We start from the raw sequence: 14,555 nt of genomic DNA on the forward strand, positions 1-14,555 counted from the left end.
ACAACGGGTGCAGGTCAGACGCCTGCAGGATCGATGACGTCGCGGCGTTCAATGGTCGCCAGTTCCTTCAGCTCCTGCAGAATCTCCAGCTGCTGGCTGTTGATTGCCATCAGCAACTCAATCTCTTCCTTCGCCTTTACATTGGTGTCGTAGTCGTGTTGGGCCATGGCGGCGGCGATGGCATCCTGCCTTTTTGCAGCGATTAGCAGGATGGCGCCTTGGAGTCCGGCCAGCATCGAGAGCAGGAGGTTTAGAAGGATGTAGGGGTAGGGATCCCAGGAATTGGTGGCCAGGGCCCAGGTGTTTATGGCGGCCCAGATAAGCATAAAAGCGATGAAGCCGCCCACGAACGGCCAGCTTCCCATTCCGTTTCGCATGATGTCGGCTGCGCGCTGGCCTCTAGTGAGGGTGGCTTTGTGCCCCTCGTGCCAGGTCTTTTGGTGGTCGGTCATGACTCAGGGTAGTCGGGGAGGCCTACCGGCTGGCGTCTGCTTGCCTGCAGGCGGGAAGCGTCGAGATGCTAAGCTTGCTTAGTTTCTCTTTCTGTCAAGCAGAGTGCGGTGAGGGCTAACTTGAAAAGTCCCCGCCGGTCGTTCTGGCTGGCGGGGCTTCATACACTTCGCCTCCATCACTGACTGGTCTGTACAACGAATACGGGTCCACGGGAGACTGGCGCCATGCGCAAATTGGCCTTCGGGATGAACGTGAGCTTGGACGGCTACATCGCCGCGCCCGGCGGGGACATCGGCTGGAGCGTACCGAGCGACGAGCTGTTCCAATGGTGGTCAGACCGGGTTGGGGCCACCGGGCTGGCGCTGTACGGGCGCAAACTCTGGGAGACAATGAGCTCCCACTGGCCGACTGCCGACCGGCAGCCGGGCGCCACACCGGCGCAGATCGAGTTCGCCCGGCGCTGGCGGGACATGCCAAAGGTGGTGTTCTCCTCGACGATCAGCACGGTCGACGGCAACACTCGCCTGGTCACCGGGGACGCGGTCACCGAGATCACCCGGCTCAAGGCTGACGACGGCGCCGCCATGGACATCGGCGGAGCCACCCTCGCCGCGTCGGCCATGCGGGCCGGGCTGATCGACGAGTACGTGATCGTCACCCATCCGGTGCTGGTGGGCGGCGGCACACCGTTCTTCACCGACCTGGACAACTGGATAAACCTGCGACTGGTGGAGACCCGCACATTTCCCGGCAGTGTGCTCCTGACCCGGTACGAGACCCGGCGCGGAGGGCCCGAATGACGACTCTGGAAGGTGCGGTTGTTCTGGTTGTCGGCGCCACGGGCGGTCTCGGTTCGCGCATTGCCGCCCAGTTGGAGAACCACGGCGCCACCGTTGCCCGGGCGTCAAAGTCTGCCGGGCATGACCTGCGCGCACCTTCGGTGATCCAGAAGCTGCTGGCGGACACGAAAGGGCAGTACGGACGTCTGGACGGGCTGGTGGTGGCGTCCGGGGTCGTCGCGTTCGGCGCCGCATCAGAGCTGGAACCCACCACGCTGGACGAACTCTTCGCCGTGAACACAACCAGCCCCATTCAACTCATCACCCAGAGCCAGCCCTACCTGGCCGCCTCGGCCCGGGAGGGCCGGGAGCCCTTCGTGGTGACCCTGAGCGGCGTCGTGGCCGAGGCGCCCGTCGCCGGCCTTGCTGCCTACTCGGCGTCGAAAGCCGCGCTCGCGGCCTTCGTCGTCGCAGCGGGGCGCGAGTACCGGCGCGCGGGCATCCGGCTCCTGGACGCCCGCCCGGGCCACACCGGCACCGCGCTCTCCGAGCACCCGATCGCCGGGGCAGCGCCGCGATTCGGCGCGGCGCTGGATCCAGACCTCGTTGCGGCGCGGATTATCGCTGCGATCGTCGATGGCGAGAAGGATCTGCCTAGCACCGCCTTTTAGGCCGGGCCCAGGTCCTGCGCTTGATCGCCAAGGGAGCGAAGGGACCCCGACGTGGGTTCACGGCGGGGAGGGGGCGTCGCTTAGAACAGCGGCCAGGGTACCGCCGGCATCCCCCCGCTCGGAGCCGGAAACTGCCCTGCCTGGCGCACCCGGGCGCAGCGCCCTGCGAGAGAATCGATTTCTTCGGCGCTGAGCAGGTCCGCCAGCTTTTGGCCCAGCCCGCCGTGCAGTCCCTCACTGACACGACCGATGCCCTCGCGTTCCTCGTCGGTCAGAGCATCGCCCAGCCATCCCCACAGCACCGTGCGCAGCTTGTGGTCACGGTGGAAGGTAAGCCCGTGGTCCACGCCGTGCCGGTGTCCGCCGGCCATAGCAAGGATGTGGTCGCCTTTGCGGTCGGCGTTGTTGACGATGATGTCGAAGACCGCCATGCGTCTGAGCGCCGGCGTGTCTTCGTGAATGAGGGCGACCACGCGGCCGTTCTCATCCCGTCCTTCGAGGACGTGTTTCCAGCCCGTCTCCGGAACCTGGCCCGCCGCGACCAGGTCCACGGCGCTTTGGGCCGGGTCTGGCTCCTGCCAGAGTTGCACCATGCCTTCGCCCAGGGGACCATCGCGCAGCCAGGTGCGCGGCACAACGTCCCAGCCGAGGGCCTGCGAAACGAGGTAGGCGGCCACCTCCCGGTGGGCCAGCGTGCCGTGGGGGAAATCCCACAGCGGCTTTTCGCCAGCTATCGGCTTGTAGACGACCACCACGTCGCCGATGCTGCCCACGAAGGTGGCGTTCGACGCAGTCGTGATGCGGCCGGTGAGCGTCAGCTCGGCGGTCACGAGGTCCGGCGCGGGCATCAGACCTCGTGAAAAGTGCAGGTGTGCCCGTCGGCGTCTATGGGGTAACCGCAGAGCGGGCACGCCGGACGCCCTGCTCCCACAATTTCCCGGGTGCGCTTGGCGAACGCGCGGGCGGTGCCCACCGGCATCCGCACCAGCAGCATTTCGGGCACGTCCGTGCCGTCCTCATCAAGCGGTTCGTCGTTGTCATCAACATCGACGTCGGTGATGGGGTAGGCCTCTATGACGACCTGGGCGGTGGTTGGGTCCCACCCCAGGCTCAGGGCGCCGGTGCGAAACTGCTCCTCAACGGCCTCGAGCTGGTCATTGTCAACGAGTTCAATGGGGGTACTCGTGGGAACGCTGAAGGGGTTGCCCTCGACGGTGCTGAGCTGGTTGAGAATTTCGTCGATCTTCTCCGCGAGCAGAGCCGACTGCTGCTTCTCCATGGCAATACTGACGATTTGCTTCCCCGCGCGCACCTGCAGGTAGAACGTGCGCGCCCCCGGAAGGCCAATGGTGCCGACGACGACCCGATCAGGCCAGGCAAACTCGTGAACACGTGTAGGCATGTCAGTATTTTAGGCATATGAGGGTCATGGCGCCTTCTGCCCTGCGCCGCCGCCCACCGGCGCATCGCCAGCGTCGATGCCGTTCGCCAGCCACGAGAGATCTCCCGCGTCGGTATTGGTCGCATAGACGCTCGGTCGGGTGGCGCCATAGCGCACGATCGATACCGAGGCGGGCCCCACGTTAATCCGCTGGAACAGGTCAAGGTGCATGCCCAGCGCGTCGGCGAGGACGGACTTGATGATGTCACCATGGCTCACCGCCACCCACACGGCCCCCGGCCCGTACTCGGCTTCGAAAGCTGCATCGTGGCGCCGGATTGCTGCCACCGAGCGGGCCTGCATCGCGGCCATCGATTCACCGCCGGGAAAGACGACGGCGGACGGCTGAGACTGCACAACAGACCACAAATCCTCGGCAGCGAGGTCACTGAGCATGCGGCCCTGCCACTGTCCGTAATCGCACTCGGTGAGATCGGGATCGACCGGGGCGGACGGCGTACCGGCCTGGCGATCAAGGATGAGCCGGGCCGTCTGCCGGCACCGCTCAAGGGGGCTCGACACCACCCCGGCCAAGGGGACGGCCGCGAGCCGGTCTCCGGTCAGAGCCGCCTGATCGAGACCTACCTGGTCCAGCCCGACGCCGGCTGCCCGGCCAGCCAGCATCCCGGAGGCATTGGCTGTGGTGCGGCCGTGCCGCACGAGAATTACTGTCGCCATTCACCCAGCCTAACCACCCGCTACCACGGAGTTCCCTTCGGACTCAATGTCCGGCGGCTGCGGCGGTTTGGCGTTCTGTCACGAAGGGACCCAGCAACGCCCTGAGGTGGGAGTGGACCTGTTCCAGCTGCTGGCCGGATTCGAGCATCCGGGTGCCGGCGTGGACGACGGAGTTGATCATCTCTGCGACCGACTCGGGGTCGGCAACGCCGAGTTCGGCGAGGGTCTCTATAAGGGGTTCCTGGAGCTGGCGGTGCATCCGGGTGGCTTGCTCGTCGAGTTCCGCACCCGGTGCCAGCGAGGCCAACGCCGCCCCGACGGCGTGCGCTCCTTCAGCGACGAGGTCCACGTTGGCCATCGCGTAGGCCAAAATGCGGTCCGCTTTGGTGGGGGCATCCGCCATGGCGCCGGTAACGCGTTCGGTCCAGCGCGGGAAAATGTCGCGGACCAGGGCCTGGAGCAGGTCCTGCCGGGAATCGAAGTACTGGTAGACGCTGGGTCTTGAGAGTCCTGCCCGCGAGGCGACGTCGGCCATGGTCGGCGCTTCCGAGGTTTCCTGCAGAAGTTCGTGGGCAGCGTCCAGCAGTGCGCGCTCCTGTGCGGCGCGGTGTTCCGCGACGGTGGCGGCGCTAATTCTAGGCATTGCGGGATCCTTTGACTCTGACTGGCCTACACATCAAGAGTACGGCGCGCGACGGCGGCCCGCTGAGCAGGCCGCCGTCGTCGTGCCCGGGGGATCGCCTGCTAGCGGGCCGGAGCCGGGGCGCCCAGACGGCCGTCCACCATTTCCACAACGCGGTCGCAGTAGCCGAGCACGTCGTGGTCGTGGGTGACCATGACGGTTGCGACACCGTGGTCGTGGCTTTGCCGGGCGAGGAGTTCCACGGCCTCCCGGCTGCGGGCCCGGTCCAGGGACGCGGTCGGTTCATCCACGAGAAGGAGTTTCGCCCCGGTGACGAGCGCCCGCGCGATGCCGATGCGCTGCCGTTCGCCGCCGGAGAGCTGGCCGGGACGGTTGGCGGCACGGTGGGCCATGCCGACGGATTCCAACAGGGCGACGGGATCGAAATTCTTCGGTCCGCCCGCAAGCCGGTTGACGAGCCGGAGTTGGTCCGCCGCGGTGAGGGCCGGGATGAGGTTGCCGGACTGGAAGACGAAGCCAATGTTCGCCAGCCGGAACGCAGCGCGTTTGCCCTGGCTCAGTTGGGAGAGGTCTTGGCCGTTGACGCTGACCGTGCCGGAATCCGGGGAGGCGAGAGCGCCGGCAACCGCGAGCAGTGAGGATTTGCCGGAACCTGACGGCCCGACAATGGCCAGGAATTCCCCGGGGGCGACATCGAGGCTGACGTCATCCAGGGCTGCCACCTTGGTGTCGCCGTCGCCGAGTTCCATCACCGCGTGGCGGATGGACAGGACGGTGGTTCGGGGTGGGCCGGCGAGGCTTGCGCCGGCCGCCGTGAACGTGGGGTTGGTCATCGCTGTCCTCCAAGGGCATTAAGCGGGTCGATGCGGGAAATACGGACCACAGCCACAGCGGCACCGATCAGGCCCAGACCAATGGTGAGAGCCGTGGCAATGGCGATCGGTGCGGCCTCAAGGTCGAATGGCATGGCGTCAGGCATGGCGGCGCCCAGCCCTAGGCCGGCGGCCACGCCCAGTGCGGTGAATCCCACCAGCAGGATGGCGGCCTGGGCCAGGCCGTCCCGCAGCAGGTAGCCGGTAGAGGCCCCGATGGCCCGCAACACCGAGATTTCGTGCTTGCGTTGGATCGTCCACACGGTGAAGAACGCGCCGACTACCAGGGCGCAGATTGCGTAAAGGAAGACCTGGATCATGCTCAGGGTCATGGTCTCGGCCTCATAGCCGGGAGATGCGTTGAATGCGGCGGACAGTGATTTGCTGGACGTTCCGGCCGAAGCATCGCCGGCGGCGAGGTCCAGCTTGGCGCCGGACTTCGCCTGGATTGCAAGGACACTCGCTGTATCAAACGTGAGCGCGGACAATTGTGCGGCGCTCGGGGCTCCGGAGGCGGCCTGGCCGGAGGCGATCAGCTGCCAGGTTTTCAAGGGCAGGTAGGCGACGTCGACGTGCCCGAAGGTGGCCTGCCCTTCGGTGAAGCCAACAACCTTAAGCTTCGTGCCGATCCGGTCCAGGGTCACAACCGTGCCGAGTTCGATGCCTTCAGCCTTTGCGGTCGAAGACACAACAATGCCGTCAGCTTCTGCGAGTGCGGTGCCTGCGGAGCGGGACGGTTCCAGGAAGGAACCGGGCTCGACTCCGAAAAGCGTGAGGTCGATCTGCTTGCCGGAATCGGTGGTGGCGTTGGCCATTCCGACGCCCATTTTCTCGGCGGCGGCCACGCCAGCTACACCGCGCCAGGTGTTGAGCTGCTGGTCATCAATGACGGAGCGGGAGAAGGCGTTGTCGGTCTTGGTGCCCTGGTCGAAGGCGACAGCGGTCACGGGCATCGATTTGAGGCCGGACACGCCGTCGTTGACGAGGCCCGAGGAAAGGCCGGAGAGCATCACCATCAGTACGGCGATGAGGGCAATGACACCGCCCATCAGGCTGAAGCGGCCACGCGCGAAGATCAATTCGCGGAGTGCAAGGAACATTGGAGTCCTAAGTTGGAGTGGGGGATCGACGGTTACTGACGCGATGTCAGCATCTTGCCGACAGTTTGTCAGGAAAACGTTGACGTTTCAAATCCCGGCCGGCGCAGCAGGCCGTGCAGATCTGAAGGCGCTGACTGAGCCCCGGCGGCGGTGCAGGCGGCCCGGTAATTTCCGGTTAACTCGAAAAGCCCCGATTCGCATGAATCAGGGCTTTTGCTGCAAATCGTCCTTATCCCGGAGTTCCGCATCCGTCAATGAATTTCGACAAAATTTACTTAACGAACCCGCCGATTGTTGCAGCTCGATAACGAACTATATCTGCGGTCAACTTTCCTGCCGTTCCGCCCCGTCGTGGGTTTACGCTTCATGCCATGTGAGACGCGCCACACTGCCGCTGGGGGAGTGTGGGCGTCTGTCTGGTGCCTACGGCGCCGGTCTCATCCACCACAGAAACAAGGAGGCGGAATGCGCTTCGGTCGTATTTCCAAAGCAGTGGGGGTCGCGGCGGCAGCTGCGCTCGCGCTGAGTGCCTGCGCCGGCAACAGCGGCGGGACAACCCCGCCGTCGTCTGCCGCGGCCGGCAAAACTGGCGGCTCGGCAACGGTCGTGGAGGTTAACGCGTTCAACACGTTCAACCCCAACACCGCTGACGGCAACACTGACATCAACTCGAAGATCAGCTACGCCACCCACTCGGGGTTCTACTACATCGACAACAAGCTGAACGTTGTACGCAACGAGAAGTTCGGCAAGATGGAAAAGACCTCGGACAACCCGCTGACGGTCAAGTACACCATCAACGAGGGTGTGAAATGGTCTGACGGCACTCCTGTCACCGCCGCCGACCTCCTGCTGCAGTGGGCCGCCTTCTCCGGGTACTACGACGATGCCGATGCGGAAGCAAAGACCGGAACGTCCTACTTCTCCTACGCCGGCGACCCGACCGGCATCGCGCTGACCGACTTCCCGGAAATGGGCGCCGACGGCCGCTCCATGACCATCAAGTACTCCAAACCGTTCGCTGACTGGGAAATCGCCCTGGGCGGCCCCGGCATCGACATCCCGGCACACGTACTCGCCAAGAAGGCCGGCCTGGCCGACACCAAGGCGTTCACCGACCTGCTCAAGGGTCTGCCGCGCGGCGACGCCAAGGCTCCGAAGCCGGAAAACGCACAGCTGAAGGCAATGGCCGAGATGTGGAACACCGGCTTCGACACCAAGACGCTGCCGGCGGACCCGAGCCTGTACCTGTCCAATGGTCCGTTCATCGTCAAGAGCGTCAACCAGGACCAGTCCCTCACCATGGTCCGGAACAAGGACTACAAGTGGGGTCCGGAAGCCAAGCTGGACGAGATCACGGTCCGCTACATCGGTGAGGCTCCCGCCCAGGTCCAGGCGCTGAAGAACGGCGAAGCGGACATCATCGCTCCGCAGGCTTCCGCCGACACGGTGGAGCAGCTGAAGGCACTGCAGAGCCAGGGCGTCACGGTGGAGGTCGGCAACCAGCTCTCCTACGACCACATCGACCTGAACTACAGCGGCCCGTTCGCCGACAAGAACGTCCGCGAGGCGTTCATGAAGGCCGTTCCGCGCAAGGACATCGTCGACAAGATCGTCAAGAAGCTTGACGACAAGGCAGCGCCGCTGGACTCGCAGCTGTTCGTCCCGGACCAGGCCCCCTACGCCGACTCGGTCAAGGGCAACGGTTCCTCCGCGTACAAGGATGTCGACATCGAGGGCGCCAAGAAGCTCCTCAACGGTGCCACCCCCGAAGTCCGCATCATGTACAACAAGGACAACCCCAACCGCGTTGACGCTTTCTCGCTGATCCGCGAATCCGCCACGAAGGCCGGCTTCAAGATTGTCGACGGCGGCCTCGGCAAGTCTGACTGGGGCAAGGCCCTGGGCAAGGGTGGCTACGACGCCACCATCTTCGGCTGGATCAACTCGGGCGTGGGCGTCTCCGGCGTTCCGCAGATCTTCAAGTCCGGCAACGATTCCAACTTCAACAAGTTCACCGATCCCGAGGCCGACAAGCTGATGGATGAACTGATTGTCACCACCGACAAGAGCAAGCAGGACGGCATCATCACGCGGATCGACAAGAAGATCTGGGATTCCGCCTACGGCCTGCCGCTGTTCCAGGCAGTCGGCGTGGACGCCTACAGCGACCGCGTCACCGGCGTCAAGTACATGCCGAACCAGACCGGTGTCTGGTGGAACTTCTGGGAGTGGGCACAGAAGTAGCCGACGACCGCAAGTAACACTTGCTAGCTAAAGGCGTCGGGACCACGGCTTTACGGTCCCGGCGCCTTTCTAGCGGCACCCCGATGGCTTGGCCGGCCCGAACCCCTGCGGCAGCCGGCCGAACTCTGCGACCGGTCCTGGCAATCCCTGGGCCCGAATACCGAGGTTGTACTCCCATGGTGACTTACATAGTCCGGCGGCTCATGACAGCCGCCCTCATTCTTCTCGGCGCCTCCTTTTTGGTGTATCTCCTGACAGCGGCGTCCGGAGACCCCCTCGAGGAATTCCGCACCAACAACTCCCCGCAAAAACAGGCGCTGATGGACGCGCGCACGGAGTTGCTGCAGCTGGACGTCCCGGCCCCCGTCCGCTACTTCCGCTGGCTCGGCGGCGCGGCCCAGTGCCTCATCCCGTTCGCCAACTCCTGTGACCTCGGCAAGAACATCGCCGGCCAGCCCGTCACCGACGCGCTCGGCCACGCGCTTGTCCAGACCCTGACGCTGGTCACCGGCGCCACGGTGCTTGCCATCCTGATCGGCATCACGCTGGGCATCATTACGGCCCTGCGCCAGTACAGCACGCTGGACTACGGCGTCACGTTCATGGCCTTCCTCTTCTTCTCGCTGCCGATCTTCTGGGTCGCCGTCCTGCTCAAGGAGTTCGGCGCCATCGGCTTCAACGACTTCCTGCGGAACCCTGACGTGCCGTTGCCCACGGCCCTGGGGATCGGTCTGGGACTGGGCTTCGTGGTCGCCGTCGCGGCCGGCGGTGCCGCAAGGCGGCGCCTGATCATGGGCGGCGCCGTCTTCGCCTTCGTCAGCGCCGTCCTCCTCTACTTCTCCGCGACCGAGTGGTTCAAGACGCCAGGGCTCGGCCCTGTGGTCATCGCCATTGCCGGCGTCGGCATCGCCTTCGCCGTCACCCTGCTCTCCGCCGGACTCAAGAACCGCAAGGCGCTGCAGTCGGCACTGATCGCCGTCGGCGTCGGCGTGATCCTGTATTTCATCCTCCAGCCGCTGCTGGACGAGGCAACGTTCCTGATGGTCGTGCTGCTGGCGGTCGCCTTCGTGCTGGTGGGCCTGGGGATCGGGTACGTGATGGGGGGCTACGACCGCGGCCAGTCTATGCGGGCCGCCGCCATCACCTCGTTCCTGGTCGGATTCCTGATCGTGCTGGACCGCTATATGCAGGCCTGGCCGAGCTACTTCAACAACAGCCGCGTGCGGGGCCGGCCGATCGCGACCATTGGCGCCAACACCCCGAACATCGAGGGCGACTTCTGGGTCCTCGGCCTGGATTCCTTCACCCACCTGATCCTGCCGACCATGGCACTGATTCTCATTTCACTCGCCAGCTACACCCGGTTCACCCGTGCCTCGATGCTGGAAATCATGAACATGGACTACATCCGGACGGCGCGTGCCAAGGGCGTCTCCGAACGCACCGTCGTGATGCGCCACGCCTTCCGCAACGCGCTGATCCCCATCGCCACTATCGTCGCCTTCGACATCGGCGGCCTGATCGGCGGTGCCGTCATCACGGAATCGGTCTTCTCCGTCCGGGGCATGGGTTTCCTCTTCCTGGACGGCATCACCCACATCGACCCCAACCCGGTCATGGGCGTCTTCCTCTGTGTGGCCATCACGGCCATGGGTTTCAATCTCATTGCGGACCTCGCGTACTCCGCACTTGATCCGCGCGTAAGGGTAAAAGCATGAGCCAGCCAAGTCAGCAGGACGAAATCATGGCCGAGGAGGCCGTATTGCAGCCCGCCCCCGCGGCCGGCGTCGAGCCCATCCTCGAAGCCAAGGGCCTGAGCCAGGGCCAGATTGTCCGGAAGCGTTTCCTCGGGCACACCGGGGCGATCATCGGCCTGGTGGTCTTTGCCCTGATCTTCCTGGTCGCCTTCACCTCGGTGGGGTACCTGGGCATTCCCGGCTGGTGGAAGTACAACCACGAGGCCGTCTCCCCGCTGGTCAACGACGGCGCACCGACGTCCTCGCTCTGGCCGCTGGCCTGGGGCGAACACCCCTTCGGCCAGGACCGGATCGGCCGCGACCTGTTCGCCATGACCATGCGCGGGGCCCAGCAGTCCATCACCGTAATGGTGGTGATCGGCCTGATCGCGGGCCTGATCGGTGTCCTGGTGGGCGCGGTCTCCGGCTACTTCCGCGGCTGGGCCGAGGCGATCCTGATGCGCCTGACCGACGTCATCATCATCATCCCGGCCCTGCTCCTCGCGGCCGTGATGGCGCAGATGGCCGGCCGGCGCGACTCCGGAAGCTGGTTCGCCTCCTTCGCCAGCACCAACGGCGTGCTGGCCCTGGGCATCTTCCTAGGCCTGATCAGCTGGGTCAGCCTGGCCCGCCTGATGCGCGGCGAGTTCCTCTCGCTGCGCGAACGTGAATTCGTCGACGCGGCCCGGATTTCCGGCGCAAGCAACGCACGCATCATTTTCAAGCACATCCTGCCCAACGCCGTCGGCGTGCTGATCGTCAACGTCACGCTGACCATGTCCGCGGCGATCCTCACCGAAACGGCGCTGAGCTACCTGGGCGTCGGCGTGAAGGCTCCCGACACCTCCCTGGGCCTGCTCATCTCGCAGAACCAGCAGGCCTTTGCCACCCGGCCCTGGCTGTTCTGGTTCCCGGGCCTGTTCATCGTCCTGATCTGCCTGAGCATCAACTTCATCGGCGACGGTCTGCGCGATGCCTTCGACCCGCGGCAGAAGAAATTCAACGCCAAAAAGGCCCGCGAGGTGGCGGCGCCGGCTGCGGGGACAACGCCCCCGGAAAAGACCGCAGTCACCGCGTTCGACGGACCCAAGGACAGCTAGGTGCGCTGCAGCGTTGTCCCCGCAGGGTCCCGGCCGGCCGGCGGCCCGCGACGGGGCGGCCGGCTACTGGACGGCGATAGTCCAGTAGCTGGCAGCGAGCAGGAGCACGGCCGCGCCGATGGCGGCCCAGCGGGGCGTCACGGCGGCCGCCGTGGCGCCGGCCTCGCCTGCGGCGAGGGTCCCGCTTTCCACCAGGTCCTGCCAGCGTGTGCGCACCAGGCGGGCGGCCTGGCCGGAGTCGGTGGTCTTCAGGTCCCCGGGCCGGACCGATTTTCCGGGGCCGTAGCTGGTGTCCGGAAGCCCGTGCAGGTCTTCGGGGCGGGCGTTGCGTCCGCCCCAGATACCGGGCGCCGGCGCGGCCCAGGCCGCGTAGCTGGCCCGTGCCGTCACGAGGGTCAGCGCATAGCGGGTGTCCACGTGCACGAGGGCGGCCCAGGGCACCACGACGGTCCGGAACGGATTCTCCAGGGTCACGCCGCCGTCGTGCACCACAACGGCCGGCATCCAGAAGAACTGCCAGCCCAGGAACGCCAGCAGCAGCAGCGGGGCGGTGCCGGGCAGCCCCTCGAGTCCGGCCGAGGCGACCGTGACCGCGAGGCCGAGGGCGGCCACGGCCCAGGACAGCCAGGCGAACCATTTGTTCGTCCGGCCCTTGAAGATTTCGACGTTACCGGCATTGGGCACAGTGCTCATGCCCCCCATAATTCAGTATTCCGGGTCACAGCACTAATTGCCGGTGCGACGGCGGCCCGGGTGGAAGGAACAACCCCTCATGACTGACTTCATCACCCTTGATCCGGCCCCGGCCCCCGTCCCGGGGAAGGGCGGCACCGTCCTGGAGGTCCGGGACCTCAGCGTCGACTTCGGCGTCGACAAGAAGTGGGTTCCCGCGGCGATCGGCCTGAACTACGAGGTGCGTGCCGGTGAGGTGCTTGCGATCGTGGGGGAGTCCGGCTCCGGCAAGAGCGCCAGTTCGATGGCGCTGCTTGGCCTGCTGCCGAGCAACAGCCGGGTCAGCGGCAGTGTCAAGCTCGCCGGCAAGGAGCTGCTGGGCGCCAACGAGGCGAACATCCGCGCGGTCCGCGGCAAGGACGTCGCCGTCATCTTCCAGGAGCCTATGACGGCGCTGAACCCGGTGTACACCGTGGGCGCGCAGATCGTCGAAACCATCCGGCTGCACAACGAGGTCTCGCCGGACCAGGCCCGCGAGCGTGCGCTGCGGATGCTCGAGCTGGTGGAGCTGCCGGATCCGGAGAAGGCCTTCAAGTCCTACCCGCACCAGCTCTCCGGCGGCCAGCGGCAGCGCGCCATGATCGCCCAGTCGCTCTCCTGCGACCCCAAGCTGCTGATCGCGGATGAGCCCACCACGGCGCTGGACGTCACCGTGCAGGCGGAAATCCTGGACCTCATGCGCAACCTCCGCAACAAGCTGGACAGCGCGATTGTGCTCATCACCCACGACATGGGCGTCGTGGCGGACCTCGCTGACCGGATCGCCGTGATGCGCCGGGGACTGATCGTGGAAACCGGCACCGCTGAGGAGATCTTCCACAACCCGCAGCACGAGTACACGCAGGCGCTGCTCGCCGCCGTCCCGCACCTCGGCCAGGGCGCGGACAACGACGGCGACGTCGACGTCACCGCCGCCCTCGCTGCCGCCACGCAGGCCGAGATCCAGGCCATTCCGCGCTCTGAGCTGCTCCGGCGCGAACGCGAAAACGCGGCGGCCCTGGCCGCCGCGGAGACGGTGAAGCCGCAGGGCGATCCGGTCCTGGAACTCACCGACGTGGCCATCGAATACCCCAAGCAGGGGCGTGTGCCCGCGTTCCGCGCCGTCGAGGGCGCCAACCTCGCGATCTACCCGGGCCAGGTTGTTGGCCTGGTGGGCGAGTCGGGCTCGGGGAAGACCACCATCGGCCGGGCCGCCGTGGGCCTGCTGCCGGTCGCCGCCGGCACCATGAAGGTGGTGGGGCATGACATCTCCGCCGCCAAGAAGAACGGCCGGCAGCTGCATGAGATGCGCCGGCACGTCGGCATGGTCTTCCAGGACCCCTCGTCCTCGCTGAATCCGCGCCTGCCGATCGGCGAAAGCATCGGCGAGCCGATGTTCCTCGCCGGTGTGGCCAAGGGTGCCGCGCTCCAGTCGCGGATCGAGGCCCTGCTGGACCAGGTGGAGCTGCCCCGCGACTACCGCAACCGCTACCCGCACGAGCTCTCCGGCGGGCAGAAGCAGCGGGTGGGCATCGCCCGGGCCCTGTCGCTCAAGCCGAAGCTGATGGTGGCGGACGAACCGACCTCGGCGCTGGACGTCTCGGTCCAGGCCAAGGTGCTCGAACTCTTCCAGAACCTGCAGAAGGAACTCGGTTTCGCCTGCCTGTTCGTCACCCATGACCTGGCCGTGGTGGACGTCCTTGCCGACCGGATCTGCGTGATGCAGCGGGGCCGGATTGTCGAACAGGGCAGCCGTGACCAGATCCTGCGCAACCCGCAGGAGCCCTACACCCAGCGGCTCCTGGCTGCCGTCCCGCTGCCGGATCCGGACAAGCAGCGGGAGCGGAGGGAGCTTCGGGCGCAGTTGCTTTCCGGAGCCAGCTAGGCCGGAATCCAGAGGAATTTCGGTTAGCGGCGCATAACCGGGAGGGGTCGGGGCGAATCCTACCAGCGAGTATTGTGTGACTTGAAACGCATGGCGTTTGACGCTAGCGGTCAAGGAGTTGTCGGATCACGGTTTGGCAACGGAGTTCCAACATCCGGACATTTTGCGGTTAGGCTACTTCCATATGTAGGCCACGTCACAGGGGATACCCCTGTGCCCGGACCTGCCGGGAAGCATAA

The 14,555-nt window shown here is 65.8% G+C and carries 14 protein-coding genes; 6 read left to right on the plus strand and 8 right to left on the minus strand.

The window, feature by feature from the left end; genetic code table 11:
• Nucleotides 1-14: 14 nt before the first annotated feature.
• A complete protein-coding gene (locus E7Y32_RS09990) occupies nt 15-452 on the minus strand; it encodes a DUF1003 domain-containing protein (protein ID WP_146336981.1) in 438 nt (145 codons plus the stop codon).
• 225 nt (nt 453-677) lie between these two features.
• Between E7Y32_RS09990 and E7Y32_RS09995 the strand changes: the two genes are divergently transcribed.
• The gene (locus tag E7Y32_RS09995) at nt 678-1,253 is read left to right on the plus strand and encodes a dihydrofolate reductase family protein (RefSeq protein ID WP_146336982.1); all 576 of its coding nucleotides are present in this window, start codon (nt 678-680) and stop codon (nt 1,251-1,253) included.
• Nucleotides 1,250-1,903 (plus strand): SDR family oxidoreductase, encoded by a 654-nt coding sequence (locus tag E7Y32_RS10000; protein ID WP_146336983.1) that lies wholly within the window; start codon nt 1,250-1,252, stop codon nt 1,901-1,903. Before E7Y32_RS09995 ends, E7Y32_RS10000 begins: the two co-directional genes overlap by 4 nt.
• Before the next feature lie 80 nt (nt 1,904-1,983).
• Here E7Y32_RS10000 and E7Y32_RS10005 read toward each other — a convergent pair whose 3' ends face one another.
• The 6 genes from E7Y32_RS10005 to E7Y32_RS10030 all read right to left on the minus strand — a co-directional run bounded on the left by E7Y32_RS10005 (nt 1,984) and on the right by E7Y32_RS10030 (nt 6,637).
• Nucleotides 1,984-2,751: an SCO1664 family protein gene (locus E7Y32_RS10005; protein WP_146336984.1), complete on the minus strand. Its 768-nt coding sequence runs from the start codon at nt 2,749-2,751 to the stop codon at nt 1,984-1,986.
• On the minus strand, nt 2,751-3,305 hold the full coding sequence (locus E7Y32_RS10010; protein WP_146336985.1) for a DUF3090 domain-containing protein: 555 nt from the start codon (nt 3,303-3,305) through the stop codon (nt 2,751-2,753). Before E7Y32_RS10010 ends, E7Y32_RS10005 begins: the two co-directional genes overlap by 1 nt.
• Before the next feature lie 24 nt (nt 3,306-3,329).
• On the minus strand, nt 3,330-4,022 hold the full coding sequence (locus E7Y32_RS10015; RefSeq protein WP_146336986.1) for a histidine phosphatase family protein: 693 nt from the start codon (nt 4,020-4,022) through the stop codon (nt 3,330-3,332).
• A 43-nt stretch (nt 4,023-4,065) separates the two neighbouring features.
• A complete protein-coding gene (locus tag E7Y32_RS10020) occupies nt 4,066-4,665 on the minus strand; it encodes a TetR/AcrR family transcriptional regulator (RefSeq protein WP_146336987.1) in 600 nt (199 codons plus the stop codon).
• 101 nt (nt 4,666-4,766) lie between these two features.
• Nucleotides 4,767-5,498 carry an ABC transporter ATP-binding protein gene (locus E7Y32_RS10025; protein WP_146336988.1) on the minus strand — a complete coding sequence of 244 codons (732 nt, stop codon included), beginning with the start codon at nt 5,496-5,498 and terminating at the stop codon, nt 4,767-4,769.
• Entirely contained in the window at nt 5,495-6,637 is a 1,143-nt protein-coding gene (locus E7Y32_RS10030) for an ABC transporter permease (RefSeq protein ID WP_146336989.1), read from the minus strand. The genes E7Y32_RS10025 and E7Y32_RS10030 overlap by 4 nt, the downstream gene beginning before the upstream one ends.
• A 465-nt stretch (nt 6,638-7,102) precedes the next feature.
• Here E7Y32_RS10030 and E7Y32_RS10035 point away from each other — a divergent pair, with 465 nt between their 5' ends.
• The 3 genes from E7Y32_RS10035 (at nt 7,103) to E7Y32_RS10045 (ending at nt 11,720) form a co-directional block, all read left to right on the plus strand.
• On the plus strand, nt 7,103-8,884 hold the full coding sequence (locus E7Y32_RS10035) for an ABC transporter family substrate-binding protein (RefSeq protein ID WP_146336990.1): 1,782 nt from the start codon (nt 7,103-7,105) through the stop codon (nt 8,882-8,884).
• 176 nt (nt 8,885-9,060) lie between these two features.
• Entirely contained in the window at nt 9,061-10,602 is a 1,542-nt protein-coding gene (locus tag E7Y32_RS10040) for an ABC transporter permease (RefSeq protein WP_146336991.1), read from the plus strand.
• Entirely contained in the window at nt 10,599-11,720 is a 1,122-nt protein-coding gene (locus E7Y32_RS10045; RefSeq protein WP_395940414.1) for an ABC transporter permease, read from the plus strand. Before E7Y32_RS10040 ends, E7Y32_RS10045 begins: the two co-directional genes overlap by 4 nt.
• Before the next feature lie 63 nt (nt 11,721-11,783).
• On the opposite strand, the gene E7Y32_RS10050 is transcribed toward E7Y32_RS10045, so the two are convergent.
• Complete coding sequence (locus E7Y32_RS10050; protein ID WP_146336992.1) at nt 11,784-12,413, minus strand: PH domain-containing protein; 630 nt, start codon at nt 12,411-12,413, stop codon at nt 11,784-11,786.
• A gap of 79 nt (nt 12,414-12,492) precedes the next feature.
• On the opposite strand from E7Y32_RS10050, the gene E7Y32_RS10055 reads away from it, so the two are divergent.
• Nucleotides 12,493-14,316 (plus strand): ABC transporter ATP-binding protein, encoded by a 1,824-nt coding sequence (locus E7Y32_RS10055; protein ID WP_146336993.1) that lies wholly within the window; start codon nt 12,493-12,495, stop codon nt 14,314-14,316.
• Nucleotides 14,317-14,555 lie beyond the last annotated feature (239 nt).

The organism is Arthrobacter sp. UKPF54-2 (genome assembly GCF_007858535.1).
Classification (GTDB): domain Bacteria; phylum Actinomycetota; class Actinomycetes; order Actinomycetales; family Micrococcaceae; genus Arthrobacter.

Bases quoted from the DNA above. Each gene is read 5' to 3' on its own strand.
- E7Y32_RS10010 (WP_146336985.1), bottom strand. From the start codon at position 3,305: ATGCCTACACGTGTTCACGAGTTTGCCTGGCCTGATCGGGTCGTCGTC.
- E7Y32_RS10005 (WP_146336984.1), bottom strand. From the start codon at position 2,751: ATGCCCGCGCCGGACCTCGTGACCGCCGAGCTGACGCTCACCGGCCGC.
- E7Y32_RS10050 (WP_146336992.1), bottom strand. From the start codon at position 12,413: ATGAGCACTGTGCCCAATGCCGGTAACGTCGAAATCTTCAAGGGCCGG.
- E7Y32_RS10030 (WP_146336989.1), bottom strand. From the start codon at position 6,637: ATGTTCCTTGCACTCCGCGAATTGATCTTCGCGCGTGGCCGCTTCAGC.
- E7Y32_RS10040 (WP_146336991.1), top strand. From the start codon at position 9,061: ATGGTGACTTACATAGTCCGGCGGCTCATGACAGCCGCCCTCATTCTT.
- E7Y32_RS10055 (WP_146336993.1), top strand. From the start codon at position 12,493: ATGACTGACTTCATCACCCTTGATCCGGCCCCGGCCCCCGTCCCGGGG.
- E7Y32_RS10015 (WP_146336986.1), bottom strand. From the start codon at position 4,022: ATGGCGACAGTAATTCTCGTGCGGCACGGCCGCACCACAGCCAATGCC.
- E7Y32_RS10035 (WP_146336990.1), top strand. From the start codon at position 7,103: ATGCGCTTCGGTCGTATTTCCAAAGCAGTGGGGGTCGCGGCGGCAGCT.
- E7Y32_RS10025 (WP_146336988.1), bottom strand. From the start codon at position 5,498: ATGACCAACCCCACGTTCACGGCGGCCGGCGCAAGCCTCGCCGGCCCA.
- E7Y32_RS10000 (WP_146336983.1), top strand. From the start codon at position 1,250: ATGACGACTCTGGAAGGTGCGGTTGTTCTGGTTGTCGGCGCCACGGGC.
- E7Y32_RS09995 (WP_146336982.1), top strand. From the start codon at position 678: ATGCGCAAATTGGCCTTCGGGATGAACGTGAGCTTGGACGGCTACATC.
- E7Y32_RS10045 (WP_395940414.1), top strand. From the start codon at position 10,599: ATGAGCCAGCCAAGTCAGCAGGACGAAATCATGGCCGAGGAGGCCGTA.
- E7Y32_RS10020 (WP_146336987.1), bottom strand. From the start codon at position 4,665: ATGCCTAGAATTAGCGCCGCCACCGTCGCGGAACACCGCGCCGCACAG.
- E7Y32_RS09990 (WP_146336981.1), bottom strand. From the start codon at position 452: ATGACCGACCACCAAAAGACCTGGCACGAGGGGCACAAAGCCACCCTC.